This is a genomic window from Nocardia sp. NPDC024068 (genome assembly GCF_040638875.1).
Lineage (GTDB): Bacteria > Actinomycetota > Actinomycetes > Mycobacteriales > Mycobacteriaceae > Nocardia.
Genome location: NZ_JBEZYU010000005.1, coordinates 113,465 through 138,113, shown reverse-complemented (window position 1 = coordinate 138,113; position 24,649 = coordinate 113,465). Strand labels below are relative to the sequence as shown.

Annotated in this window: 21 protein-coding genes; 6 read left to right on the top strand and 15 right to left on the bottom strand. The window is 68.2% G+C overall.

Annotated elements, in window-relative coordinates; translation table 11 throughout:
• Positions 1–83 precede the first annotated feature (83 nt).
• The gene (locus tag AB0F41_RS08645; protein WP_357422151.1) at positions 84–437 is read left to right on the top strand and encodes a metal-sensitive transcriptional regulator; all 354 of its coding nucleotides are present in this window, start codon (positions 84–86) and stop codon (positions 435–437) included.
• A gap of 271 nt (positions 438–708) precedes the next feature.
• On the opposite strand, the gene AB0F41_RS08640 is transcribed toward AB0F41_RS08645, so the two are convergent.
• The 9 genes from AB0F41_RS08640 to infA form a co-directional block, all read right to left on the bottom strand.
• Positions 709–1,536 (bottom strand): LLM class F420-dependent oxidoreductase, encoded by an 828-nt coding sequence (locus tag AB0F41_RS08640; RefSeq protein WP_357422150.1) that lies wholly within the window; start codon positions 1,534–1,536, stop codon positions 709–711.
• A 105-nt stretch (positions 1,537–1,641) separates the two neighbouring features.
• On the bottom strand, positions 1,642–2,496 hold the full coding sequence (truA, locus tag AB0F41_RS08635) for a tRNA pseudouridine(38-40) synthase TruA (RefSeq protein WP_357422236.1): 855 nt from the start codon (positions 2,494–2,496) through the stop codon (positions 1,642–1,644).
• Positions 2,497–2,640: 144 nt separating this feature from the next.
• The gene (gene rplQ / locus AB0F41_RS08630; protein ID WP_357422149.1) at positions 2,641–3,153 is read right to left on the bottom strand and encodes a 50S ribosomal protein L17; all 513 of its coding nucleotides are present in this window, start codon (positions 3,151–3,153) and stop codon (positions 2,641–2,643) included.
• A gap of 49 nt (positions 3,154–3,202) precedes the next feature.
• Entirely contained in the window at positions 3,203–4,261 is a 1,059-nt protein-coding gene (locus AB0F41_RS08625) for a DNA-directed RNA polymerase subunit alpha (protein WP_357422148.1), read from the bottom strand.
• A 101-nt stretch (positions 4,262–4,362) separates the two neighbouring features.
• Complete coding sequence (gene rpsD / locus AB0F41_RS08620) at positions 4,363–4,968, bottom strand: 30S ribosomal protein S4 (RefSeq protein ID WP_357422147.1); 606 nt, start codon at positions 4,966–4,968, stop codon at positions 4,363–4,365.
• A gap of 22 nt (positions 4,969–4,990) precedes the next feature.
• The gene (rpsK, locus tag AB0F41_RS08615) at positions 4,991–5,404 is read right to left on the bottom strand and encodes a 30S ribosomal protein S11 (protein ID WP_030522613.1); all 414 of its coding nucleotides are present in this window, start codon (positions 5,402–5,404) and stop codon (positions 4,991–4,993) included.
• A gap of 10 nt (positions 5,405–5,414) precedes the next feature.
• A complete protein-coding gene (gene rpsM / locus AB0F41_RS08610) occupies positions 5,415–5,786 on the bottom strand; it encodes a 30S ribosomal protein S13 (RefSeq protein ID WP_030522614.1) in 372 nt (123 codons plus the stop codon).
• A gap of 188 nt (positions 5,787–5,974) precedes the next feature.
• Positions 5,975–6,088 (bottom strand): 50S ribosomal protein L36, encoded by a 114-nt coding sequence (rpmJ, locus tag AB0F41_RS08605; protein ID WP_025347279.1) that lies wholly within the window; start codon positions 6,086–6,088, stop codon positions 5,975–5,977.
• Between the two features lie 105 nt (positions 6,089–6,193).
• Positions 6,194–6,415 carry a translation initiation factor IF-1 gene (infA, locus tag AB0F41_RS08600; protein WP_003418601.1) on the bottom strand — a complete coding sequence of 74 codons (222 nt, stop codon included), beginning with the start codon at positions 6,413–6,415 and terminating at the stop codon, positions 6,194–6,196.
• A gap of 329 nt (positions 6,416–6,744) precedes the next feature.
• Here infA and AB0F41_RS08595 point away from each other — a divergent pair, with 329 nt between their 5' ends.
• Complete coding sequence (locus AB0F41_RS08595) at positions 6,745–9,438, top strand: AAA family ATPase (protein ID WP_357422146.1); 2,694 nt, start codon at positions 6,745–6,747, stop codon at positions 9,436–9,438.
• A gap of 47 nt (positions 9,439–9,485) precedes the next feature.
• On the opposite strand, the gene AB0F41_RS08590 is transcribed toward AB0F41_RS08595, so the two are convergent.
• Positions 9,486–9,902: a DUF4254 domain-containing protein gene (locus AB0F41_RS08590; protein ID WP_357422145.1), complete on the bottom strand. Its 417-nt coding sequence runs from the start codon at positions 9,900–9,902 to the stop codon at positions 9,486–9,488.
• A 255-nt stretch (positions 9,903–10,157) separates the two neighbouring features.
• Here AB0F41_RS08590 and AB0F41_RS08585 point away from each other — a divergent pair, with 255 nt between their 5' ends.
• Both AB0F41_RS08585 and AB0F41_RS08580 read left to right on the top strand, forming a co-directional pair.
• Positions 10,158–10,964: a GntR family transcriptional regulator gene (locus AB0F41_RS08585; protein WP_357422144.1), complete on the top strand. Its 807-nt coding sequence runs from the start codon at positions 10,158–10,160 to the stop codon at positions 10,962–10,964.
• Positions 10,965–10,967: 3 nt separating this feature from the next.
• Entirely contained in the window at positions 10,968–11,582 is a 615-nt protein-coding gene (locus AB0F41_RS08580) for a GNAT family N-acetyltransferase (RefSeq protein ID WP_357422143.1), read from the top strand.
• Between the two features lie 42 nt (positions 11,583–11,624).
• Here the strand turns inward: AB0F41_RS08580 and eccCa are convergent, their stop codons facing one another.
• Genes eccCa through eccD form a run of 3 tightly spaced genes read right to left on the bottom strand, consistent with a single transcriptional unit; the run spans position 11,625 to position 18,628 of the window.
• Positions 11,625–15,689: a type VII secretion protein EccCa gene (gene eccCa, locus AB0F41_RS08575; protein WP_357422142.1), complete on the bottom strand. Its 4,065-nt coding sequence runs from the start codon at positions 15,687–15,689 to the stop codon at positions 11,625–11,627.
• 42 nt (positions 15,690–15,731) lie between these two features.
• Entirely contained in the window at positions 15,732–17,144 is a 1,413-nt protein-coding gene (gene mycP / locus AB0F41_RS08570) for a type VII secretion-associated serine protease mycosin (protein ID WP_357422141.1), read from the bottom strand.
• Positions 17,141–18,628: a type VII secretion integral membrane protein EccD gene (gene eccD / locus AB0F41_RS08565; protein WP_357422140.1), complete on the bottom strand. Its 1,488-nt coding sequence runs from the start codon at positions 18,626–18,628 to the stop codon at positions 17,141–17,143. The genes mycP and eccD overlap by 4 nt, the downstream gene beginning before the upstream one ends.
• A 280-nt stretch (positions 18,629–18,908) precedes the next feature.
• Here eccD and eccA point away from each other — a divergent pair, with 280 nt between their 5' ends.
• Positions 18,909–20,750 carry a type VII secretion AAA-ATPase EccA gene (eccA, locus tag AB0F41_RS08560; RefSeq protein ID WP_357422139.1) on the top strand — a complete coding sequence of 614 codons (1,842 nt, stop codon included), beginning with the start codon at positions 18,909–18,911 and terminating at the stop codon, positions 20,748–20,750.
• A gap of 42 nt (positions 20,751–20,792) precedes the next feature.
• Here the strand turns inward: eccA and eccB are convergent, their stop codons facing one another.
• Positions 20,793–22,295 (bottom strand): type VII secretion protein EccB, encoded by a 1,503-nt coding sequence (eccB, locus tag AB0F41_RS08555; RefSeq protein WP_357422138.1) that lies wholly within the window; start codon positions 22,293–22,295, stop codon positions 20,793–20,795.
• Positions 22,296–22,532: 237 nt separating this feature from the next.
• On the opposite strand from eccB, the gene eccE reads away from it, so the two are divergent.
• Complete coding sequence (gene eccE, locus AB0F41_RS08550) at positions 22,533–24,224, top strand: type VII secretion protein EccE (RefSeq protein WP_357422235.1); 1,692 nt, start codon at positions 22,533–22,535, stop codon at positions 24,222–24,224.
• A 78-nt stretch (positions 24,225–24,302) separates the two neighbouring features.
• Here the strand turns inward: eccE and AB0F41_RS08545 are convergent, their stop codons facing one another.
• Positions 24,303–24,602, bottom strand: a complete 300-nt coding sequence (locus AB0F41_RS08545; RefSeq protein ID WP_357422137.1) for a type VII secretion protein EsxR — start codon at positions 24,600–24,602, stop codon at positions 24,303–24,305.
• Positions 24,603–24,649: the final 47 nt, after the last annotated feature.

Here is a 24,649-nt window from a genome sequence, read left to right as displayed (position 1 = left end):
ACGCGCCCCTGATGGATACGAGCCGGTGAGTGTACCCTATGGGGGTATAGAAGTCCTCTCGACCGGTGCAGAGGAGACAAGCGGTGACAACCGAATCCCAGCCCGCCGACCACGCCGCGGAGTCGGCCGGCGGCGGCACATCCCACGATCACGCGAGCCACGGCTACATCACGGCCAAGGACGACTACCTGAAACGTCTGCGCCGGATCGAGGGCCAGGCGCGAGGGCTACAGCGGATGGTCGAGGAGGAGAAGTACTGCATCGATATCCTCACCCAGGTCTCGGCGATGACCAAGGCGCTACAGGCCGTCGCGATGGGTCTGCTCGAGGATCACATCAGCCACTGCGTGGTCGATGCCGCCGTGGCCGGCGGCCCGGAAGCCGAGGCCAAGATCAAGGAAGCCACCGACGCCATCGCGCGCCTCGTCCGCTCCTGACCCCCGCGGTCGCGATAGGGGGCAGTGCCGGCCCGGCGCCGTTGTCGCGATGCGGACGGCAGCGCGGCGGCCGGTCGTCGTGCCGCGCCCCGGGGTCGGTGACGACGCCGACCGCATTCACTGTGGCACGACGCTCGTGGCCGGGGCACGCCCGCACAGCGGGCGGCGACCGGACGACGACCCGACGGCACCCGGGGCAGGTCCCGCCCGACCGGACAACCGGTACCCGAGCGTGCGGCCGCATGCCGCCGGCCCGGGCACCGGCCGGATGTCAGGCCTGCCGGATGAGCAGCGGCGCCAGCGCGCGCACGGTGGCGAGGTAGTCCTCACCCAGCGGCTGTAGCGCCAGATGGTCGGCGCCCGCCTCGATATGGGCGCGCACCTGGGCGGCGACCTCCTCGGCGGAGCCGTGGACCGCCAGCGCGTCGAGCAGGGTGTCGCTCCCCGGCTTCGCGAGGTCCTCGTCGGTGTAGCCGAGACGGCGCAGGTTGTTGGTGTAGTTGCGCAGACCGAGGTACATGGTCACCACCGAGCGGCCGGTCGCGCGGGCGCTCTCGGGGTCGGTATCGACCACCAGCTTCTGTTCCGGGACCAGCAGCGCTTCGCCCAGGATCTCCCGCGCCTGCGCCGTATGTGCCGGCGTGGTCAGATAGGGCAGCGCACCCGCGGTGCGGTCCGCGGCCAGTTTCAGCACCTTCGGCCCGAGCGCCGCCAGCATGCGCCCCGCCTGGGGGACCTTCGCTTCGTCCAGTTCGTCGAGATATTCGACCAGCGCCTCGTACGGCGACCGATAGGGTTTATCGGCCTCGGGATGGCCGCAGCCGATTCCGAGCACGAAACGGCCGGGGAACCGCTGTTCGATGCGGTGATACGACTCCGCGATCTCCCCGGCCGGTGCGGTCCAGATATTGACGATGCTGGTACCCACCTTCAACGTGTCGGTGGCCGCCAGCAGGTCCTCCACCACCGGCAGGTCGGCGGTCGGTGAACCGCCCAGCCAGAGCGCCCCATAGCCGAGCCGCTCGATATCCGCGGCGGCCTCCGGGGTGAACAGTTTGTAGTAACGCCATACGCCGTAGCGTCCGAGATCGATCGTCATATCCAGCGCAACCTTGTCGTCGGTGGGATCTGTTCCATCCCCGACCCTATCGGCGGGTGAACCGCCCGCCGATAGCCTCGCCGACGTGTTTGCCGGGCGGGCCGGTCAGTCGCCCCCGCAACAGCCCTCGGTCGGCACCGAACGGGTCTCCCGGGTCTGTGCGTTCCGCGCCGCGAGTTCCGCATCGGCCGGGTAGTCCACCGCCACCAGGCTGAGCCCGTGCGCGGGCGCGACCGTCACCGCGCTCGAGCGCTGCCGTTCGGTCAGCAGCCCCGCGACCCATTCCGCGGTGCGCCGGCCCTCCCCCACCGCCAGCACCGCCCCGACCAGGCTGCGCACCATCGACCAGCAGAACGCGTCCGCGCTGACACAGGCGTCCAGCCGGTCCCCGCGACGCTCCCAGTCGAAACGCTGGAGTTCCCGGATCGTGGTCGCGCCTTCCCGGCGGCGGCAGAACGCGGCGAAGTCGTGCAGCCCCAGCAGGCTGTGCGACGCCGTCCGCATCGCCTCCAGATCGACCGGGCGGCAGCCCACGACGCTGCGTGCCGACAGCGGGTCGGCCCCGTGGGGCGCGGCGGTGAGGCGGTACACATAATGGCGCCGGATCGCCGAGAAACGCGCATCGAATTCGCCCGGCACCGCGTGTATCCCGGTAATTCGCACATCCTTGGGCAGGAACTTCGCCATCCGGTGTATCAGTTTGCCGGTATCCACCGGGGCCGCGGAATCGAAATGCGCGACCTGTCCCTCGGCGTGCACCCCGGCATCGGTGCGGCCCGCCACCGTCAGCTGCACCGGTTCGCGCAGCACCGTGCCCAGTGATTCCTCCAGCACCCCCTGCACGGTGCGCAGCCCGGGCTGACGGGCCCAGCCGGTGAAATCGGTTCCGTCGTAGGAGATATCCAGCCGCCACCGCCGCGGCGCCGCGGTATCCGGCCCGGGCGCCCCCGCGGAATCCACCGCCGCCGGGCGGCCGGTGGGTACCGACTCCCGTTCACTCACCAGACCATCCTCCGGATACGGGACGAGCCCGCACACCCGTAACGGGCGGCGGGCTCGTCGACGAACCGGGTGCGCGCGGCAGGCGCGCCCCCGGCAGACGAATTACGCCTTGTCGTCGGCCTTCTCCTCGGCCGCGGCCTCTTCGGCCGGAGCCTCGGTGGTCTCGGCTTCGGTCTCGGCCTCGGCCTCGGGGGCCTGCTCCTCGACCTTCTTCGACGCGGCCACCCGGCGCGCGCGATCGGCCTCGTTGGTCACGGTCTGTTCCCGGACCAGCTCGATGATCGCCATCGGGGCGTTGTCGCCCTTACGCGGCAGGGTCTTGATGATCCGGGTGTAGCCGCCGCTGCGGCCCTCGAACGACGGGCCGATCTCGGCGAAGAGATCGTGCACGACGTCCTTGTTCCGGATGACCCGGAGCACCTCGCGGCGGTCGGCCAGGGTTCCGGCCTTGGCCTTGGTGACCAGTTTCTCGGCATAGGGGCGCAGCGCCTTGGCCTTGGCCTCGGTGGTCGTGATCCGACCGTGCTCGAAGAGCGCCGTGGCCAGATTGGCGAAGATCGCCTTCTGGTGCGACGCCGACCCGCCGAAGCGAGCACCCTTCTTGGGCTTGGGCATTGTGGGTTCTCCTTGGTAAAGACCGTTCCGGGGCGCCTACCCCGCCGGCCTAGAGCTGTTCGGTTTCGGCGTAGTCCTGCTCGCCGCCGTTGTCGTCGCTGAAAGTGCCGCTGTCGGACCAGGTTCCGGTGCTCGCGTCGTAGCCGACCACGCTCGACGGATCGAACGAGGCGGGGCTGTCCTTGAGCGAGAGGCCCAGCGCGTGCAGCTTGACCTTGACCTCGTCGATGGACTTCTGGCCGAAGTTACGGATGTCCAGCAGATCCGATTCGGTCCGCGCCACCAGCTCGCCGACGGTGTGCACACCCTCGCGCTTCAGGCAGTTGTAGGAACGGACGGTGAGGTCCAGATCCTCGATCGGCAGCCCGAAGGAGGCGATGTGATCCGCCTCGGCCGGGGAGGGGCCGATCTCGATACCTTCGGCTTCGACGTTCAGTTCACGGGCCAGGCCGAACAGTTCGACCAGGGTCTTGCCCGCCGAGGCGAGCGCGTCCCGCGCGCTGATGGAGTTCTTGGTCTCCACGTCGAGGATGAGCCGGTCGAAGTCGGTGCGCTGCTCGACACGGGTGGCCTCGACCTTGTAGGTCACCTTGAGCACCGGCGAGTAGATCGAATCCACCGGGATCCGGCCGATTTCCGCACCGGTCGCCTTGTTCTGCACCGCCGGGACATAACCGCGACCGCGTTCGACGACCAGCTCGATCTCGAGCTTGCCCTTGTCGTTCAGGGTGGCGATATGCATATCCGGGTTGTGCACGACCACACCCGACGGCGGCACGATGTCATCGGCGGTGACGGTCCCCGGGCCCTGCTTGCGCAGGTACATGGTGACCGGCTCGTCCTCCTCCGAGGACACGACCAGGCCCTTGAGGTTCAGGATGATGTCGGTGACATCCTCTTTCACCCCGGGCACGGTGGTGAACTCGTGCAGAACGCCGTCGATGCGGATGCTGGTCACCGCGGCCCCCGGGATCGAGGACAGCAGGGTGCGCCGCAGCGAGTTACCGAGGGTGTACCCGAAACCCGGCTCGAGCGGTTCGATGGTGAACTTCGACCGGTTGTCGGCGATGACCTCTTCGGTGAGGGTCGGACGCTGGGAAATCAGCATGGGATCAATCCTCCTGTTTTGGGCGCCCGCTATTTGACGCCTCGTCTAGGGGTTGTGTGGGCCGTCACCTCGACGGCCCACACCAGCGGCACAGCCGGCCGTTACTTCGAGTAGTACTCGACGATCAGCTGTTCCTGCAGCGGCACATCGATCTGCGCGCGTTCCGGCATCGAATGCACCAGGATGCGCAGCCGGCCCGGGATGACCTGGAGCCAGCCGGGGACCGGACGGTCACCGACGGTCTCCCGCGCCACCTGGAACGGCAGGGTCGGCAGCGACTTCTCCTTGACATCGATGATGTCGTACTGGGTGACCTGGAAAGAAGGAACGTTGACCTTCTTGTTGTTCACCAGGAAGTGGCCGTGGCTGACGAGCTGACGGGCCTGACGACGGGTACGGGCCAGACCGGCCCGGTACACGACGTTGTCCAGCCGGGTCTCCAGCAGGCGCAGCAGGTTGTCACCGGTCTTGCCCTTGAGGCGGTTGGCCTCTTCGTAGTACCGGCGGAACTGCCGCTCCATGACGCCGTAGGAGAAGCGGGCCTTCTGCTTCTCCTGCAGCTGGAGCAGGTACTCGCTCTCCTTGATCCGCGCGCGGCCGTGCTGGCCGGGCGGGTAGGGGCGACGCTCGAAAGCCTGGTCACCGCCTACCAGGTCGACGCGCAGGCGACGCGATTTGCGGGTGATGGGTCCGGTGTAACGGGCCATTGTGCTCTACCTTCCTTCCCGCTTAGACGCGACGCCGCTTGGGCGGACGGCAGCCGTTGTGCGGCTGCGGAGTGACATCGGAGATGGTGCCCACTTCCAGGCCGGCGGCCTGCAGCGAACGGATCGCGGTCTCGCGGCCCGAACCCGGGCCCTTGACGAACACGTCGACCTTCTTCACACCGTTCTCCTGCGCCTTGCGGGCCGCGTTCTCGGCGGCCAGCTGCGCGGCGAACGGGGTCGACTTGCGCGAACCCTTGAACCCGACGTGACCCGAGGACGCCCAGGAGATGACGTTGCCCGAGGGGTCGGTGATGGACACGATCGTGTTGTTGAACGTGCTCTTGATATGCGCGTGGCCGTGGGGAACGTTCTTCTTTTCCCTGCGGCGCGACTTCTGGCTCTTCTTCGGGCCGGAGGCCCGGGACTTCGGAGGCATCGCTTATCCCCTACTTCTTCTTACCGGCGACGGTGCGCTTCGGGCCCTTGCGGGTGCGCGCGTTGGTCTTGGTGCGCTGGCCGTGCACAGGGAGGCCGCGGCGGTGCCGCAGGCCCTGGTAGCAGCCGATTTCGATCTTGCGTCGGATATCGGCCTGGACCTCACGACGCAGGTCACCTTCGACCTTGAGGGACGAGCCCTCGATGTAGTCACGCAGCTGCGTGACCTGCTCATCGGTGAGATCCTTCGAGCGCAGGTCGGGGCTCACGCCCGTCGCGGCCAGGATCTCCTTGGAGCGGGTACGACCGACGCCGTAGATGTAGGTCAATGCGATCTCCATGCGCTTCTCGCGCGGGAGGTCGACGCCCATGAGACGTGCCATCTGGCAGTTTCCTTAATTGTTGCGGAGGTCTGCTCCCTGTCCGTCCCCTCGTCTGGTGGGGCCCCGGCCTCCGTACCGGGGGTGGGCGCGCACACCTTCCGGGTCACCCCGGAAAAATCCTCAGTGTGCGGCTGGTGCTGGGAGTTCTTCTCGTGCCAATCCGAACTACGTTCGGTGCTCGGCGGGTGTCAGCCCTGCCGCTGCTTGTGCCGCAGGTTGTCGCAGATCACCATGACCCGGCCGTTACGCCGGATCACCTTGCACTTCTCGCAGATCTTCTTGACGCTCGGCTGAACCTTCACGTCCGTCCAATCTTTCGTTGCGGCCCACACCGGGGGTGTGGACACAGTTGACCCCGGCCGGGTACGACCGGGGAAATCTGGGTGAGCGAACCGGGGCCCGCTCGTTCACTTGTAGCGGTAGACGATCCGACCGCGGGACAGGTCGTACGGTGACAGCTCGACGACGACCCGGTCCTCCGGCAGGATGCGGATGTAGTGCTGGCGCATCTTGCCGCTGATATGCGCGAGGACCTTGTGCCCGTTCTCGAGCTCGATCCGGAACATCGCATTCGGCAACGGCTCGACAACCCGCCCCTCGACCTCGATGGCCCCGTCTTTCTTCGCCATATCCTCCGCGATCCCGGTTACACTCAACCTGGTCTGATTGCCTGGTACTGCTCGATGCCCCGGCCGGAGCGCTCGAGTTCGAGCCGCGTAGCGGCCCACACTGCGCTACGGTGACCGTCACAGCTGCCGATCACCACAACCGATCGCACGCGAACAGGCGGCGCTTTGATACACCGCTCGGCCAGCTTACCGGTAGGTATGAGATCGGGCAAAAAGGGGTACCCGGGCCCGTGCGTCGTGGACGCCGGTGGTGGCTCCCCGGCCCCGGGTGGAACGGGACTTGTCGCGTAAACTGACGCTGTCCGAGGTCGACCATCAGGAGGGGACCGGTGAGCCGCAGCAACGACGGCCTCCCCATGCTGCCGCCTTGGCTGGCCGATACCGAGGTCGCCGAGTCCGCGCAGGGGAATTTCCGTAACTACGAGCCGCCGCCGGTAGAGAACCTCCCGCAGGACGAGGTGATCCCGGAAACCCCCGAACCCGCGAACGGTTTCTTCAACCGCCGTGGCCGCGGCGACGAGCGTGCCGCCGACGGCGACAAGAAAAAGGGTAAGGGCTGGTTCCGTAACAAGGACCGGGGCGAACCCTCCCTCGAGGATCGGGTCGGGCCGCTGCTGCCCGGCAACAACGGCCCCCGGCCCTCGCAGCGCAACGACTGGGCCGAGCAGACCGGCCAGCACGAGTGGGCGACCCAGGCCCCCGCCGACCAGCCCGCACCACCCCCGGAGGCCGACCCGTCCGCCGGGCTCCTCCGGCCGGCACCCCAGCAGGCCGGGCCGCCCCCGTCGTATCCCACCACCGGCGACCCGCACCGTGCCCCGGAGTCCGCACCGCAGTGGGGCCCGGGCGCAGAGACCGGTTATCCGGCCCCCGCTCCCGAACGGCCACGGGATACGCACCCGGCACCGCCGTCCTTCGAATCCGGGCAGCCACGCTTCGACGCCGGGCAGCAGCAACCACCGTTCCAGGCCCCGCCCGAGCAAGCTTCTTTCCAGGCCCCGCCCGATGAGGCGTCTTTCCAGGCCCCGCCCGAGCACGCGTCTTTCCAGGCCACGGCCGCTCAGGCATCCTTCCAGGCTCCCGCGTCGAGCCTGCCGGTCCGCGACCCGAGTGAACCGGCGCCGGAGTTCGACCGCCTGCGTCCGCACCATCCCATTCCCCCGGAGAACGCGCGGCGACCGGATACCTCCGGCAACGCCGGCCGGTCCGAGGGGCCGGAGCGGGCTCCGGAGAGTGCGCCCGCACGCCCCGGCCTCCCGCCACCGCCGCCGCTGCCGGACCCGCCCGCGACCATCGGTCAGCAACCGTTCCAGCGGTTGCCCGATCCGGCGCCCACGCCCGCCGAACCGCCTCGAACCGGCGGCACCACGGAACCCGCGCAGTCTCCGGAATCCGCGAACTCGGGAGCGAACGGTGTCGCGGCGACGAGTGGCGCCGATCCGGCTCCCGCCGATTCCGGCCCGATACCGCAATCTCGGTGGGCCGAGATACCCGCGCCCGCCCCGCCGCCGGCACCACGGCACGGCCAGGCCGAGCCGGAGGTCCGGGCGCGCCCCGATACCGGGCACGACGCTCCGGCCGAATCCACCGGCGGCGCCATGCGGGCGCCCGCACCCGAGAGTTCACGAGCGCCCACGCCCGAGAGCCGTCCCCACCCGGCCGACCACGGCGCCCCGTCCCAGACCTGGCAGGCGCCGGAGCCCCCCGCCCCGTCGACCGGCGACAACGCACCCGGGCCCCACTGGCGTACACCCGAACAGACCCCCGCTCCCGGACCACAGCAGCAGTCGCGCCCCGGCCCACCGGCCCCGCCGCAGCACTACGGCCCGCAGACCGGCCACCGCGCTCCCGGTCCACAAACCGGCCAATCCGGTCCCGTCCCACAAACCGGCCATCCCGGTCCCGGCCCGCAGACCGGTAGGCCCGGTCCCGCTCCCACCCCGTATCCGAACACCCCGCCGCCCCCGCAGTGGCAGAACCCCGCACCCGGTCCGCAGCACGGCGGTATGCCGCCGAACGCGCAGGGTATGCCGCCGGCCGCGCAATGGCAGCAGCAACAACAGCATCCAGGTCAGCTCGGCGGGCCCGGTGCCGGCGGGCCGTCACTCGACGACGTCGCGGTGCGACGTGCGAAGAAACCGGCCGGTCAGGGCTGGCGCAAGGTGGTTCACCACGCATCCGGCGGCCGGATCAACCCGGGCATGTCCGCCGAGGAGCGGCGCATGCTGGAACTGGTGGCCCGCATCCGCCAGCCGGTACGCGGCGACTACCGCATCGCGGTGCTCTCGTTGAAGGGCGGCGTCGGCAAGACCACGACGACGATCGGCCTGGGCTCGACGTTCGCCTCCGTCCGCGGCGATCGCGTGATCGCGGTGGACGCCAACCCGGACTTCGGCACGCTCTCGCAGCGGGTGCCCATGCAGACCCGTTCGACCGTGCGAGATCTGCTGCTCGATCCGGCGATCCAGCGCTACTCCGATGTCCGGCGGCATACCTCCCAGGCGACCAGCCGACTGGAAGTGCTGGCCAGCGAACGGGATCCGGCCGCCTCGGAGGCGTTCAACGAGGACGAGTACCGGGCCGTGGCCCGGATCCTGCAGCGCTTCTACAACATCATCCTGACCGACTGCGGTACCGGTCTGATGCATTCGGCGATGGCCGGTGTGCTGCAACTGGCGCATTCGCTGGTGCTGATCTCCCCGACGGCGATCGACGGCGCGCAGAGCGCCTCGGCCACGCTGGATTGGCTGTCGCTGCACGGGTACCACCACCTGGTGCAGAACGCGGTCGTGGTGATCAACTCTCCGCGCGACGGCACCCCGAATATCGACGTGCAGCAGTTGCGGCAGTACTTCCTGTCCCGCTGCCGGGCCGTGCATATGGTCCCGTTCGACCCGCATATGTCCGAGGGCGCGGAGATCGATCTGCCGCGGCTGAAGAAGGAGACCAAACGCGCCTACGTGGAACTGGCGGCCACGGTGGCCGACGATTTCACGCAGAGCTACCGGTCACCGCAGGGCTGACGGCCCGGCGGCGGGAGTGACCGCGGCGGGCGACCCCGCCGCGGCTCTCACCACTCCGGCAGTCGTCGCCTACCGGCCAGGACGTCGCCCACCAGCGCGTCGTAGGCATCGGCCAGTTCGGCGAGATGATGCCAGGCGCCGTGCAGCAGTTCGTCATCCGCGTCCAGCGTCATCAGCGCGTGATGGGCGCGGACGGCCGATTCGGCCATCCGGTCGATGATCGCGCCGATGGTCTCGGTATGCAGGGTGACCCCCAGCCGATGCTGGGCGACATTGCGTCCCACCCAGTCGTCGATCGCGAGCACCAATTCCATCCGGCGCCGGTCGATCTCGACCAGACGATCGGGATCGGTGACGATCGACCCGCCGCGCCCGACCAGTCTGCGCTCGTGGAGGACTGCCAGATCACGGGCGTACCAGAGCAGCTGACCCCCGACCACCCGATGCCCGCGCGCGGCTCGCACCAATAGGTCGGAGTTCGGTAGCGGACCGGGAGACCCGCTCTGCGCCAAAGGATCAGCGCCCCTCGGGGCACTGGGAAGAGCCATTACGACTGTTGTATCCGAACCTGTCACGGTTGCCTCGCCGTTCATCGCCGCACAACACCGGGTCAGTACGTTCATTACAATAAACCGCAGAAGTCCTCTGTCAAGCGATACAGGCCCCCCACGACACGAAAAGCGTACACTTCGTTACCTGGAGACCACCCGAGGAGCACGATGGCGGACGGTCCGACGTATCGGCGGATCGCGGACCACCTCCGCGAGGAGATACGCGCAGGCACCTGGCGACCAGGGGATCGCCTGCCCAGTCACGCGGAACTCGCCGAGCAGATGCAGGTTTCACTCACCACCGCGCGTAATGCGATCCAGCTGTTGGTCACCGAGAATCTTGTCTATACGGCTACCTCCCGGGGCACCATCGTGCGCAGCCAGGAAGTGCTGGAATCCGTCATCACCGATCACATCCGCCCCGATCGGCCGCGCGCGACCCACGATATCTTCGAGGAGATAGCGCGCGCCGCCGGCCGTATCCCGACCAAGGAGTTCAACGCCCGGATGGAACCGGCGAACCAGCAGGTCGCGCGCTGGCTGGGGATTCCGGTGGACTCGTGGGTGCTGGCCCGGACCGTGCTGCAGTTCCTGGACAACGAGCCGTGGTCGTGGGAGGTGAGCTTCTATCCACGAGATCTCGCGGAGGCCACCGGTATCGATTCGCCCCACGATATCGCCGAGGGCACGACACGCCGGCTGGCCGAACGCGGTCACGGCGAGACCGCGCACCGCGACACCCTCGTCGCGCGACCCGCCGCGTCGGAGGAAGCCTCGGTTCTCGGGATCGCGATCGGCACCGTCCTGCTCGATCATCTGCGCATCGGCGCCAATCACGAACGGATCACCCGGGTCACCCGGCACCGGTCCACCGCAGCCAGCAATCGCCTCGCCTACGAACTGGGCGATGCGGCCGGAACCGCGGTCATCCGTGGCGTGCTGGATCAGACCGATCGGTCTGGGATATGGTTCTAGCTCATGACCGTGCTGATTCGGCCGGCCGCTCTCGATGACTTGGACCTGATCTGCCGCCTGCGGCTGCAACGCGCAACCTGGCTCGCCGCTCGCGGCTCCGACCAGTGGTCCACCGAGGCATCCGGACTATCGATCGACTACTTCTCCCGTGTCGTCTGCCGGGCACTGACTGCCGGCGAGACCTGGATTGCCGAGGTCGACGGCGAACCCGCGGGCACGATCACCGTCAACGATCGCGCCGACCGGGAGTTGTGGAGCAGTGCCGAACTGGCGAATTCGCTGATCGTGCACTATCTGATCGTCGACCTGCGCTTCGCCGGGTACGGAGTGGGACAGCGACTACTGGCCCACGCGGCCGCGCTGGCCCGGACCTACGAACGCGACTGGGTCCGGCTGGACGCGTGGACCTCGAACGACGACCTGCACACCTACTATCGGCGCGCCGGGTTCCGGTTCGTCCGGGTCGCCGCCCCCGACAGCCCCAGCCCGTCATGCGCACTGTTCGAACGTCCTATCAAGAGCTGGCTACTCGACGGCGATCTGCTCGGCGCGCGGCCGTCCGCCTTCCCGATGACCCCGCTGGCCCGCTACCCGGTCGTCCTGCCTGTATTCGGCTGACCTCTGCGGCCGCCGCGGTCCGGAATCGCGGCGGCCGGGGTTTCACAGCGGATCCAGATGCGCGATATGCACCATCTCGATCCCGCGGCTGCGGGAAACCAGGGTGCCGCGGCCCGGCGGTAGTTTGGTGGGACGGACATCGCCGATGAGTTTGCCCTCGTCCTTGGAGCCGCTCATGATCAACGTCTCCACCGACATGTTCTTCATGGTCCCCAGAATCGGGTCGAAGAGCGCCCGCGATACACCGCCGATCCGCCGCGCCACCACCAGATGCATACCGATATCGCGCGCCTGCGGCAGGAATTCGAGCAACGGCTGGAACGGATTGGCGCTGCCGGCGGCGACCATATCGTAGTCGTCGACGACGATATAGATCTCCGGTCCGGTCCACCAGCTGCGTTCCCGCAGCTGCTGGGGCGTGATATCCGATCCGGGGATGCGCTTGGCCAGGTACGACGCGACTTCCTTGATCATCGGCGCACAGGTCTGCGACGACGTGGAGTAGCCGGCGAGCTGATCGCCCTCGAGTACCCCGAGCATGGTCCGGCGGTAGTCCACCATGATCACGCGTGCCTGCTCGGAGGTCGAGTTCTCGGTGATACCCATGACGATATTGCGTAACAGCGTGGTCTTGCCGCTTTCGACATCGGCGAACGCCATGAAATGCGGTTCGGCGTTGAAATCCATGACCAGTGGCTGCAATTCGGATTCCCCGAGACCGATCACCACCTTGGTGGCGCTCGTCTCGATCCCCCGGGCCCGTGCCTGCTCCAGCAGATCCACCCGCTCGAACTTCAGCGGGAGCATCCGGACCTCGGGCGCGCGCCGGTTCGGGTACAGCTGCACCAGCTCGGTGCGGGCCCGCGAAACCCCCTCGGCCAGATCGCCTGGATTCGAGTTCGAATCCAGGCGGGGCAGCGCGATGAGCATATGCAGGTGGTCGGCGGTGAGGCCGCGTCCGGGCCGGCCCATCGGCACCTGGTGCGCAACCCGGCGGCCCATCTCCGAATCCGTCGGGTCGCCCAGCCGCAATTCGATCCGGGTTCCGATCTGGTCCTTGACCACCGGCCGGATCTCGGCCCAGCGCGAGGCGCCTATCAGGAGATGGATGCCGAACGAAAGACCCTGTCCGGCCATGGCGTTGATCTGCCCTTCGAGGACTTCGAACTCCTCCCGGATCGCCATCCAGCCGTCGATCACCAGGAACACATCACCGAAGGGGTCCTCGGGAAAGGGATCGGCGATGCCCTGCTGCAACGCGGCGAATTTGCGGCGCCGGTACTCGGCCATCGACTCGATGCCCTGCTGGGCGAAACGTTCCTCACGCTGGCGCATCAGGGTGGTGAGTTCGGCGATGGTCCGGCGCACCCGGTCGCCGTCGAGACGGCCGGCCACCGAACCGACATGCGGCATTCCCACCAGACCGGCCATACTGCCGCCACCGAAATCGAGGCAGAAGACCTGCACCTGTTCGGGAGTATGGGTGGCGGCGGCGGCCATGATGATCGCGCGCAGCGCGGTCGACTTACCGGACTGCGGACCGCCCACCACCGCGACATGGCCCTGCGCGCCGGCCAGGTTGATGGTGAGCACATCGCGACGCTGCTCGTACGGTTTGTCGATCACACCGATCGGCATCCACAGCTGGCCGTGCCGGTTGACCGGGGAGCGCCAATCCGGTTCCGGTAGCAACATATCGACTGTCGGCGATTCCTCCAACGGCGGCAACCAGACCTCGTGCGCCGGCCTGCCGTGTCCGGTGAGTCGCTTCACCACCACGTCGAGCAGTGAATCCGGCACCCCCTCGCCGTCGAGGTGCGCCGCCGCGGCCACCGACGCCGGCGGCGGCGGGAGTTCGAGCAGCGGGTTGAGGGCGGCGGCGGCCTCCTCCGGTTCGTTGTCCTCGGTATCGGCCGATTCGGGGATATCCACCGGTGCGGCGGTGAACAGCGCCGGCCGCTGCCGGGCGATCGGGCTGCCGTCCTCGGTGTCGGTGCCCTGCGGCGCCTCGTAGGACCCGGACACATAACTGGCGTTGAACCGCAACGGATCCGATGCGTCGCTCTTCAAGTAGCCGGAACCGGGCACGCTCGGCAGATGATAGGCATCGGTGATACCCAGTACCGCGCGGGATTCGTTGGCGGAGAACGTCCGCAAACCGATCCGGTAGGACAGATGCGACTCCAGACCGCGCAGCTTGTTCTCCTCCAGCCGCTGCGAGGCGAGCAGCAGATGAACGTGCAGCGACCGGCCGAGCCGGCCGATCATCACGAACAGTTCCGCGAAATCCGGTTTCTGCGACAGCAGTTCGGAGAACTCGTCCACCACGACGAACAGGGCGGGCAACGGATCCAGCGGGACACCGGCGGCCCGCGCCTTCTCGTAGTCGTTGACGTTGGCGTAGTTACCGGCCGAGCGCAGCAGCTCCTGACGGCGGTTCATCTCACCGGCCAGCGCGTCCTTCATGCGGTCGACCAGCGAGAGCTCGTCCTCCAGGTTGGTGATCACCGCCGCGACATGGGGCAGCGGATCGAGACCGAGGAATGTCGCACCGCCCTTGAAGTCGACCAGCACCAGGTTCAACGCATCCGGTGAATGGGTGGTGACCAGTGAAAGAACCAGGGTACGAAGGAATTCCGACTTTCCCGAACCGGTCGCGCCGATGCACAGGCCGTGCGGGCCCATACCGTTCTCCGCCGACTCCTTGATATCGATCTCCACCGGCGACCCGTCCGGCGTGATTCCGATCGGCACCCGCAGCCTTTCCCGGGCGGTCCGCGGGCGCCAGACCCGGGCCGGATCGATCTGAGCGGCGTCGGGGATCTTGAGCAGGGCCATCAGCCCCGGATCGGAGGTGGTGCCCTCCCCCAGGCTCACGATCTGCGCCGCGGTGGCGAGCCGGTACCGGGCGAGGGCACGGGCGAACGCTTCCGCCTCCGCGATACCCACCGCATCGGCGGTCGCGAATCGCTCCACCCCGGCGGCACTTTTGGCCGATACCTCGCCGTTCGAGCAGACGAGCTGCAGGCCACGGCGGGCTGCCAGTCCGTTCTCCGGGGCCGTCAGATCCAGGACGGTCACCGAGTCCAGGCCGGATTCGGCCACCAGGCGCTCGTTGCCGTTGACGTAACCGTCGTCGATGACGATCACCAGATGTACCCGGCCCTGAGTGGGTTGCGGGTTACGCATGAACCGGCCGCGTTCCAGCAACTCACCCGACAGCGCCGTCTCCAGCTCCCCCAGCGACTGGTACATCATCCGCACCGAGCCCATACCGTCGCGCTGGACGACGTGCTGCAGGTGGGGCAGCCATTTCGCCCACGACCACACCGGTGAGTCGGGATCGCTGCAGACCACGGCGACGGACAGATGATCCGGACCGTGGAAGGTCGCCAGCTCCATGATCATCGAGCGCACCAGGGTCCGCGCCTCGTCCGGATCGCCGCCGATGTTGATGGCCGGGAACGCGCGCAACGAGACCGCGGTCGGCAACCGGTGCACCACCGAATGCGTCCGTACGAACCGGCGCAGCGCCACGGTCGACACCGGTTCCAGATCCTCCAGCGGACCCGTCTCCGGCCGGGCCAGTTTGGTGGCCAGCCGGTGACTGCCCTCCCCGACCCGCACATGCCCGAAGTCGGGGTCGTTGGGGCGGCGTTCCCACATCCGGCGGGTACCGATGAGCGAGGACAGGTCGGCGGGCTCGGGATGGCTCCAGCCCAGCGATTCGAGTTGTTTGCCACCGGTACGACGCACATCGCGACGTACCTGGTCGAGGTACCGGAAGTAGTCCTTGCGTTCCTCGTTCAACTCGACCGCGCGTTTACCCCCGCCGCCGCGGTACCCGGCCATCATGCCGACCATCGACATGATCATCATCATCGGGAACATCATCATGAACGGATTGGCCAGCATATTGCGGCCCATCATCGCCATCATGGCGATCATGCCGATCACGGCGATCACCATCACCACCGGCATGATCTTCATCATCAGCGGCGCCGGGATGGCCCGCGGTACCTCGGGTGGCGCCGTCAGCGCAACCTCCCCGCCGGGAGCGCGCGGCGGTGCGATCCGGGGCCGGCGGACAAAGCCTTCGGTAGCCATGGTTCCTTCTTCGATCGGCGGCGTGCGGGCGGTACCGGGACGCTAGGGGTCCAATTCCAGATCCAGTTCACGACGCGGGCGGCGGAACGGATAGGCCAGCGCGGCGCCCAGGGCCAGCCCGGACAGGCACAGCGCGGAGCCGGTGATCGCGATCCAGCGCTGCCGCCGATCGGGCCCCGGCGGATACACCGGCGCCGCGATCGGGGCGGCGTCCGCCGCACCGACCGCGACCGGCTCGGCCGGGAGTTCGGCGGTGAGAGCGGCCAGCGGATCGATCAGGCCGTGACCGATCCGGTCGTCGCGGCCGGTGCCCGGGCCGTGCGCGGTCCGGGTGATCCGGTCCATCACCTGTCCGGCGGTGAGTTGGGGGAAACGCGAACGGACCAGCGCCGCCAGGCCCGCCACATAGGGCGCGGCGAAACTCGTGCCCTCCACCGAGCGGATACCGTCGCTGGTCTGGACGCCGTCCACCAGCCCCGTGCCGCCGGGTTTGCTGTCCAGCGACACGATCTCGCGGCCGATGGCGGCGACCTGGACCCATGGACCGTGCAGCGACAGCTCGGAGACCTGGCCGGTCGGGTCCACCGAGCCGACCGCGAGGACGTACGGCGAGAACCACGCCGGGCTGGCGACGGTGGCCACCGACTCCCAGCCCGATCCGGAGTTCTGATCCTTACAGGCACCGTCGCTCTGCAGGTTGCCCGCCGCGGCGACGACCACCACGTTCCGGTCGTAGGCGTATTTGACCGCGGCGCCCAGCGCGCCGTCGGCGGTGTCGAGACCGGCCTGGGTACAGGCGACCTCGGAGATGTTGATCACCGTGGCGCCCATGTCCACGGCCCGGACCACCGCCCCCGCGAGGGTCAGCACACTGCCGTAACCCTCGGGGCTGATCTTGCCGGGGGCATCGCGGTTGTTGTTGTCCTTCTTCTCGTACGCCAGGCTCAGCTGGCGGATGGTCAGAATCTCGGCGTCGGGGGCGACGCCGACGAAGGCGTCGTCCGGACTCGGCTGGGCACCGATGATGCCGGCGACCAGGGTGCCGTGCCCGTCGCAGTCGACCGTTCCGTCGGTATCGGAAACGTAGTCCCCGCCCGCTTGTAGCCGCGGCAGCCGCGGATGGCGGTTCACCCCGGTATCGATCACCGCGACCTTCTGCCCGGCACCCCGGCCGAACTGCCAGGCCGCCGGCAGATCCAACACCTGCTGCGACATCGGGGGCGCGCTCGGCGGCGCACCGTTGAGCAGTGGTTCGGCACAGACGGCGCTCTGTTCGGTGGGTTCCAGCGGCGCAGGCCGCCCGCTGATCGCCAGTGCGGCGCCGAGCGCGCCCGGGTCGACCCCGGGCGGTGGAACAGCCGCCGCGGGTGCGATCGCCAGCACCGCACCCGCACCGAGCGCGGTGACGGCGCAGGTGATTCGCCGCAGCCCACGGCGCAGGGGCCGCGAACTCATATACTCAGGTTCCTGGCCATGCCGTAGATCCCCATCATCCAGAGCACCAGCGGGATCACCGCCATGATGAGCCCGTACTCGAAAAGCTCGATCCCGCGCCGTACCACCGGGGTCACTTCGAGATGCGTGCCGACCACCCCGAAGACGATCACCCCGAGGGTGAACGCGAGCAGGATTCCGGCACAGAGCAGGACGAGATCTTCGTCTCCGAAGGACAATCCGACGATCAGCGAGACGAAGATGAGGCAGGCGCCGCCGATCAGGGCGGCCGCCTGCCCGATATCGGCGAACGACCGGCCGCGCAGCGCGAGGATGATCGCGGTGATCACCGCCAGGGTGATCCCCTGCCACCGGTAGGGACCCAGCGGATCGGCGACCCCGAACGCCCCGATGACCGCGCTCGCGGCGCACGCGGCGATGAGGCCGGTCTGGAACCGGTTCGCCGCGCGCGCCCGTTCACCGAGTCCCGCCGCCGACGGCAACGCGGTCGCGCCGATGGCGCCGATGCCCTCGATGGTCGGCCGCGGCTCGTGATCGGCGGGATCGATCGCGGCGCCGGCGGTCGGTACCGGCGGAACCGGCAGCCGGGCCAGGAGTGCCGCCAGCCGCGGCACTGACGACAGCAGCATGATCCCCACGACCAGGAGCCCGGCGCCGACCTTGGGCAGCCCCGGATGCCAGATCAGGTAGATCACCGACGTGACCAGGGCAATCAGCGCGGCCGCCGCCGCGCCGGAGAACAATGTGGTGCCGACGCCGGTGAGCCGGTGACCCAGGACCGCGGCCACCAGCACGACCGAACTGCCCAGCAGCAGGTGCGGACTGCCCAGGGTGCCCGGTACCACCAGCGCGGCACCGCCGAACAGCAGCATCAGCCCGTCCGCGGACAACCACGAGGCGGTGAGTTCGTCGCGGTACCGCCGCGCGGTGATCCCCGCGGCGACCAGTGCCGCCACCCCGCAGGCCAGCAGCACCACACCGGGCAGCAGCGGGTCGCCGTTACCCCGGGCGAAGACCAGCACGACCAGGGTGGTGAGTACGGTGAGCGCCGAGGCGACCAGTCCCATCCAGCGCGCCGCGGTTTCGGACCAGCCGGTGAATTCCTCCGCGGTGAGCCGGGATACCGCATCGATCACATCGTCGAACAGCGCCGGCGCCTCCTTGGCGCTGACCGAGCGCAGCACCAGGAGTTCACCGTCGTAGACCTCGGCCTCGTTGAGCGTGCGGCTCGGCGCGATCGCCTCGCGCCCGAGCCTGGCCAGCGTCCAGTGCTGGGCGCCGAGTGGGGCCGAATCCTCCTCGGATTCCGGCGTAGCCGGGTTCCGCGATTCGATGAGAGCCACCAGGTCGCCGATGAAGCTCGCGATCGGCACCGTGGCCGGCAGCCCCACATCGACCTGAGTATTGCCCCCGATGACCGAAACCCTGCTCAGTTCCGGCTCCTGCGCGCGGGTGGCGCTCGGCGCTTCGACCACTGTACTCATCTCCCCACCCACAAACCGATCAACAATTTACGCCTCAGCCATTGACAATTCATTTATCTGCCATCCATATTTCGCATTCCGGTCGACGCCGCGCCGCGGAACATGTTCGGTATGAGCAACTTCGGCACTGGTCGGGCACTCTCGGCTGGATGACTTCACGTTGCGTCCTCCCGGCAACTGAACCTAATGTAACGGAGCGCCGGGGCGCGCGCGATCGGTAGTCTGGTATCCAGATAAACGTTCTCTTCACGCCTATACAAGAATTCGGGGAGCGACTGCAATGACCGGCAACCGCCAAGCTCAACGCGCATTCGACGCCGGAGTTCTCTCGCTCGGTCTGTCCATCGAAGGACAGGAGTCGACCCGGGATCTCGAGTACGCCAAGCTGGCCTTCCAGCGCGCGACCGAGTGGGACCCGGGCATGTGCGATGCCTGGCTGGGCCGGGCCGCGGCCGGTGAGCTCACCAAAGAGGTGCTCTTCAATCTGCACAAGACCTGCGACGGCACGCTCTACCGCGAACAACGGCGGGTGGGCCTGCGGCCCCGGGAGCTCGCCGGCCGCTTCCAGCCGGGCCTCTACATCGACTACCCGCTGTCGGGGAAGAGCGAGATCTCGCTGGCCTGGGCCGCGCAGCTCATCGGAGACAAGGATTTCGGCGAAGCCGAACGGGTGCTGGACCAGTTGGACGAGTTCCATCGGAGCCGGCAGGCCGCCGACGCCGAACATACGGCCGACAACCGGATAGCCGCCTATGTGCGCGGTGTGCTGCACTACACCACCCAGCGCTGGCCGGATGTCATGTCGGTGCTGGCCGGTTCCGCAGACTGGGACGATCCGTACCTCGCCGCGGGCGCGCATGTCATGGTCGGGACGGCCTGCGCTCAGCTGGGCCTGTTCGCCGAATCGATTCGCCGGATGCAGGCCGCCGAAACGGGCCCGATCCCGGCCGCACGTTCGACCGCCATGTTCTGCCGCGGCCTCTGCCTGCGCGAAACCGGGAACGAGGAGGAGGCGCAGGCACTCTTCGAGAAGGTGTATTCGCAGGCACCCGATTTCGTGGCCAATTCCTCGGCGATGCGCGACCGGACCTACCGGATCACGATCACCAACGGTGAGGTCATCGCCGCCCGCACCGATAAATGGGATCCCGCCTCCTCCCCGACGATGGAGCAGATGAACCGGGCCGAGGTCGCCGACCGCGCCAAGGAGACCTTGGCCGAGGCCCGCGCGGAACTGGATTCCCAGATCGGCCTGGCCTCGGTGAAGAACCAGGTCGCCAAACTGCAGTCGACCGCCCAGCTCGCCAAGATCCGCGCCGAGAAGGGGATGGCCAGTGTGCCGCGCGGCCAGCATCTGGTCTTCACCGGTCCGCCGGGGACGGGTAAGACCACCATCGCGCGTGTGGTCGCCAAGATCTACTGCGGTCTCGGACTGCTACAGACCGAGAAGATGATCGAGGCCAAGCGCGCCGATTTCGTCGGCCAGCATCTGGGCAGCACCGCCATCAAAACCAACAAACTCATCGACAGCGCCATGGACGGCGTGCTCTTCATCGACGAGGCCTACACCCTGATCCAGACCGGACTCTCCGGCGGCGACGCGTTCGGCCGTGAAGCGGTCGATACGCTGCTGGCCCGGATGGAGAACGACCGCGACCGCCTGGTCGTGATCATCGCCGGCTACGACGGCGAGATCGACCGGCTGCTGGCCGCGAACGACGGTCTGGCCTCCCGCTTCTCCAAACGCCTGCAGTTCCCGTCCTACAGCGCGACCGAACTCGGTCGTATCGGCGAGGTGATCGCGACGAAGCGGGATTCCGATCTCGCCGACGAAGCGCTCAAGGTCCTGGTCCAGGCCTGCGATCGGCTCTACGCCATGGAGAGCACCGACCAGAGCGGGCAGGCGCGCCGCGGTGTCGATCTCGCGGGCAACGGCCGCTTCATCCGCAACGTCATCGAGGCGGCCGAGGAGGAGCGCGAATTCCGGCTGGCCAACGACGAATCGCTGGATCTCGCCGATATCGACGAATCGGCCCTCCGGCGTATCGAGGAACCGGATATGCGGCTCGCGCTGGCCACCATCCTGGCCTCGCTGAACATCGGGTGGACCGAGGTCGACTAGGTTCGGCTCGATGGCAGCCGCTGCCCGGCCCTGGGGCCGGGCTCAGCCTTCGGTCAGCGAATCGTGACTCACCAGGGCCGTGCGCGGTTCCAGTGTCGGCCCGGGCACCAGCTGACCGATAATCGCCCAGGGCGCCAGATGCGGGGTCTTGCCCAACCCCAGAACGTTCGCGGTGGCGGGATCGGGGACGCCGTAGCGGACCCCGTTATCGGCCACGTAGAACAGGCTGCCCCGGCGCGGGCTACCCGGTTCCATCCCGGTGATCTGGACGTATTCGCCGTGCGCCGGATCGAGATAGACCTCGTCGACGCGGTCTCCGCTGCCGTCGCCGGTGGCCAGCCGCACGGGTTTCGCCGACTCCGGAATCGGCAGTGTGGTGCCGAGCAGCAGTCCCACCGAGGCGCGCTGTTCCGGCCCCTCGCCGGCGCCTTCCTCCACCGGGGCGGTACCCGGTGACTTCGCCCAGGCGACACAGGTGACCGGCGCGTCCTCGGCGTCGACGATCTCCGGAATCGCTGCCGGGAAATCGTCGATGGGCAGCCGGTGCACGACGGCAACCCCATCGAGCGCGTCGGGCGGCATCACCTTCACCTCGCTCATATCCTGCGAGTCGGCGTAGCGGATCACCTCGGCGGCGAAGGGCGAAACGGGTTGCACGCCGTCGGCAAGCACCACATACATCTCGGGATCGGTACTGCCGTGCACTCCGGTGACCGAAATGATCCCGCCGATCGGAACCTGCGCCAGTGGGCCGGGTCCGGGCTCGCCGGCCCGGTCGATCGCCGGCGCCTTCAGGGCGGGGACCTGTGCGGTGGCGCCCAGGAAGCCGGTACCGACCGGGCGGGGCCGATGGGCCGGTAGGTCGAGGGCGCGCGAGATGACCGAATCCTTCGGGTCGACCTCGGCGCGTTTGCCGTCGTAGGTCAGGTAGGTCTTGTCATCGCGGGTCACCAGCAGGGCTTCGGCGGGTCCGCCGGCGCGGACCCGGCCACCGAGTTCCGGACGGCCCGCGACGATCGTCGTGGTCGCGCCGACGGCCGAGGCCGCGCTGCCACCCGCGGACAACTCGATGGTCTCGCACAGCGACCAATGCGAATCGCCGCCCTGCGCCGAGCCCGGGAGCGCGCTCGGCGCGCCGGGAATACCGAGCAGCGGGCCGCGCGGCAGCGCGCCCAGTTTGTCGTCCTTCACCGCATGCGGTTCGGCATTGCTGCCCGTGATCAATCGCGCGGACGCGAGGTTCAGCACCGGATGCAGGGTCTGGCTACCGTCGTCCTTCTTCACGACCACATACAGCGCCCCGCTCGATTTCCCGGAGACGATGAGCGCGTCACCGATCGCACCCTGCGGGCGCAGCAGCGCCAGAATCGCGCAACCGGCGATGATCAGGATGCCCAGCACCAAACCGACCAGCAGGGACCGGATCTGGGAGCGCATCGGATCGTGCAGCATGCGGACATCGCGACGCACCAGGGCGTGGTCGAGACGGCGAAGCAGGAAACGGTACCCGTTCACCTGGGCACGGGTGGTCAGCTGTGCTGGCACTGGGGACTCCATCGCGCTCTCGACCGCAATCTCTGTCGACACGGTACCGTAATTCCCGACGGTCACGTCGGCCCATATCGGTGAAATCCCTGATGGCTCATCGATAAGCGAGCGCAGCCGAGGCAGGAACGAACAACTGTGAACGAGACGATGAACGCCGGCGGTCCGGAACCAGAAATTCCGGACCGGACGGTTTCTCAGAATTCGGAGAATATTCGCCCATCGGCGTACGACACTTTGCGGGATCCGGAATTCTGGCTGTTCAGAATATTTCCGCTGCGAATTGTCGTTCCCGGTATTTTGTGCGCGGCAGCGATCGCGTGGATCGTGCTGGCATTCGCCGATTCGGTCTGGTATTCGCTGGGCGCCGGGGTCGCGGCCGGACTCATCTGCCTGGCGCCCATCGGCGGCCGGACCCTCATGGCCCGGATCGCGGGAGCGTTCTCCCGGCGCGGCACCATCCCGGCCGAACGCCTGGAACAGGCCGCCGCCTTCGACGTTCCGCTGCCCGAGGGCGGCGGGTACGGAGTGCGCTGGGACGGGGATCTGCTGCTGACCGTGCTGCGAATCGACCCCCCACCGGACACTCTGACCCTGCTGCGCCCCGGATCACTGAATACCGAACAATTGCTCCCGCTGCCCGAGATCGCGCGCTGCCTCGATCAATTCGATCTGACCCTGGCCGGTATCGACGTGGTGAGCACCGGCGCCCGCACCGCCGGTACCGGCGTGGCCGCCCATCTCTACGACCGGATCCTCGGACCACTTCCGGCCATCGCGCATCGCACCTGCTGGCTGGTATTGCGGTTGGATCCGCTGGCCAACGCGGAGGCGGTGGACAATCGCGGCGGCGGCGGCACCGGAGCACTGCGGGCGGCCATCATCGCCACCAGGCGGGTCGCGAACCGCCTGGCCGCGCACGATATCGCCGCCTCGGTGCTCACCGCGACGGAGATGAACACCGCGGTACGCGAACTGACCCACGGGTTCGCGGTGGAGCAGATCACCGAAGAACCCCAGTGGCTGGAATCCCAGGGCCGCTACCTCGCGCAGTATCAGATCGGCGCCGATATGGTGGGCCCGCGCGGCCTGGCCGATATCTGGGCGGTCCCCAGCCTGTCCACCACGGTCACCCTGCGGCTGCGGCCCGGTATCAATCGCGGGGACCCGCATACCGAACTCGCCGATACCGTGGTCCTGAACGCGGTGGTCCGGTTCGATACCGTCGAACCGCCCGAACAGCCACCGCTGGAAGGCCTGCGCGAACTCTATGGAAATCAGCTGCGCATCCTGCTCGATACGCTGCCGGTCGGCTATACGGGTCGCTGGGGGCGCGATGTCGCCTATCGCGGCACGCTGGCCGCGCTCACCGAATTCACGGTCCCGACCGCCGGGTGCGGGCAGCTGATCGGCGCGGACGATCGCGGTCGGGGTATCGCGGTACCGCTGATCGGTGAGGGCACCCGTCAGCTCGAGGTGATCGGCACCCTGGACCTGGCGCAGCAGGTCATCCTGCGGGCCACCGGCCTCGGCGCGCATGCCATCGTGCACACCGCGCGTCCGGAGGCGTGGCAGACGATGGTACGCAATCTGGACGCCCCGCAGGTTCTCACCATCGCCCCCCGGGCCGCGGGCGCCAGTTACCATCCACCCGGTCCGCCGCCCATGCCGACAGCGCCCTATCCGAGCACCACCGTTCTCGTATTCGACGGTGTCCCGCCGGTTTCGCACGCCGGCGGCGCGACCATCGTGCACGTGCGGCAACCGCACGAGCCGGCCGGTTCGATCGAGGCGGACGTCTCGCTGATCCAGGATCCGGCGGCGCCGAACCGCCTCACGATCCGCACCCCCGCGGTGACCACCACCGTCAATATGGTCACCACCAGGGAAGAGATGCATTACATCGGCGAATCCCTCGCCGCTCGCTGACCCGGATACGCGGAACGGCCGGCCGGATCCTCATCCGACCCGGCCGGCCGTTCTCGTCAGCGCGTACTGCGCGGTGGATCAGGCGAAGGCGGCGAAGCCGTCGCCGATCTTCTTATCGGTCTGCAGCGCGCGCTGCAGCGCGTTCTCGACCGCGATGGCGAGCTGGTCGAGCTTGTGGAGGGTGTCCTCCAGCTCGGTGTTCACGGACTGGTGCGCGCTCTGGAAGCCTTCCTGCGCACCCTGGCTGGCCATGGCGTTGAGGAAGTTGTCCTTGGCGGTCGCCAGCGCCTCGATCTCACCCTGGATCTTGCTGCCCTCGGTGTTCAGGGCATCGAACAGCGCCTCCATGGTGGGGCGGTCGTACAAAATATCGCTCATGTTCCCATTTCCTTCTCGGTGGAGCGGATTGGTGGAAGTACTGCCCG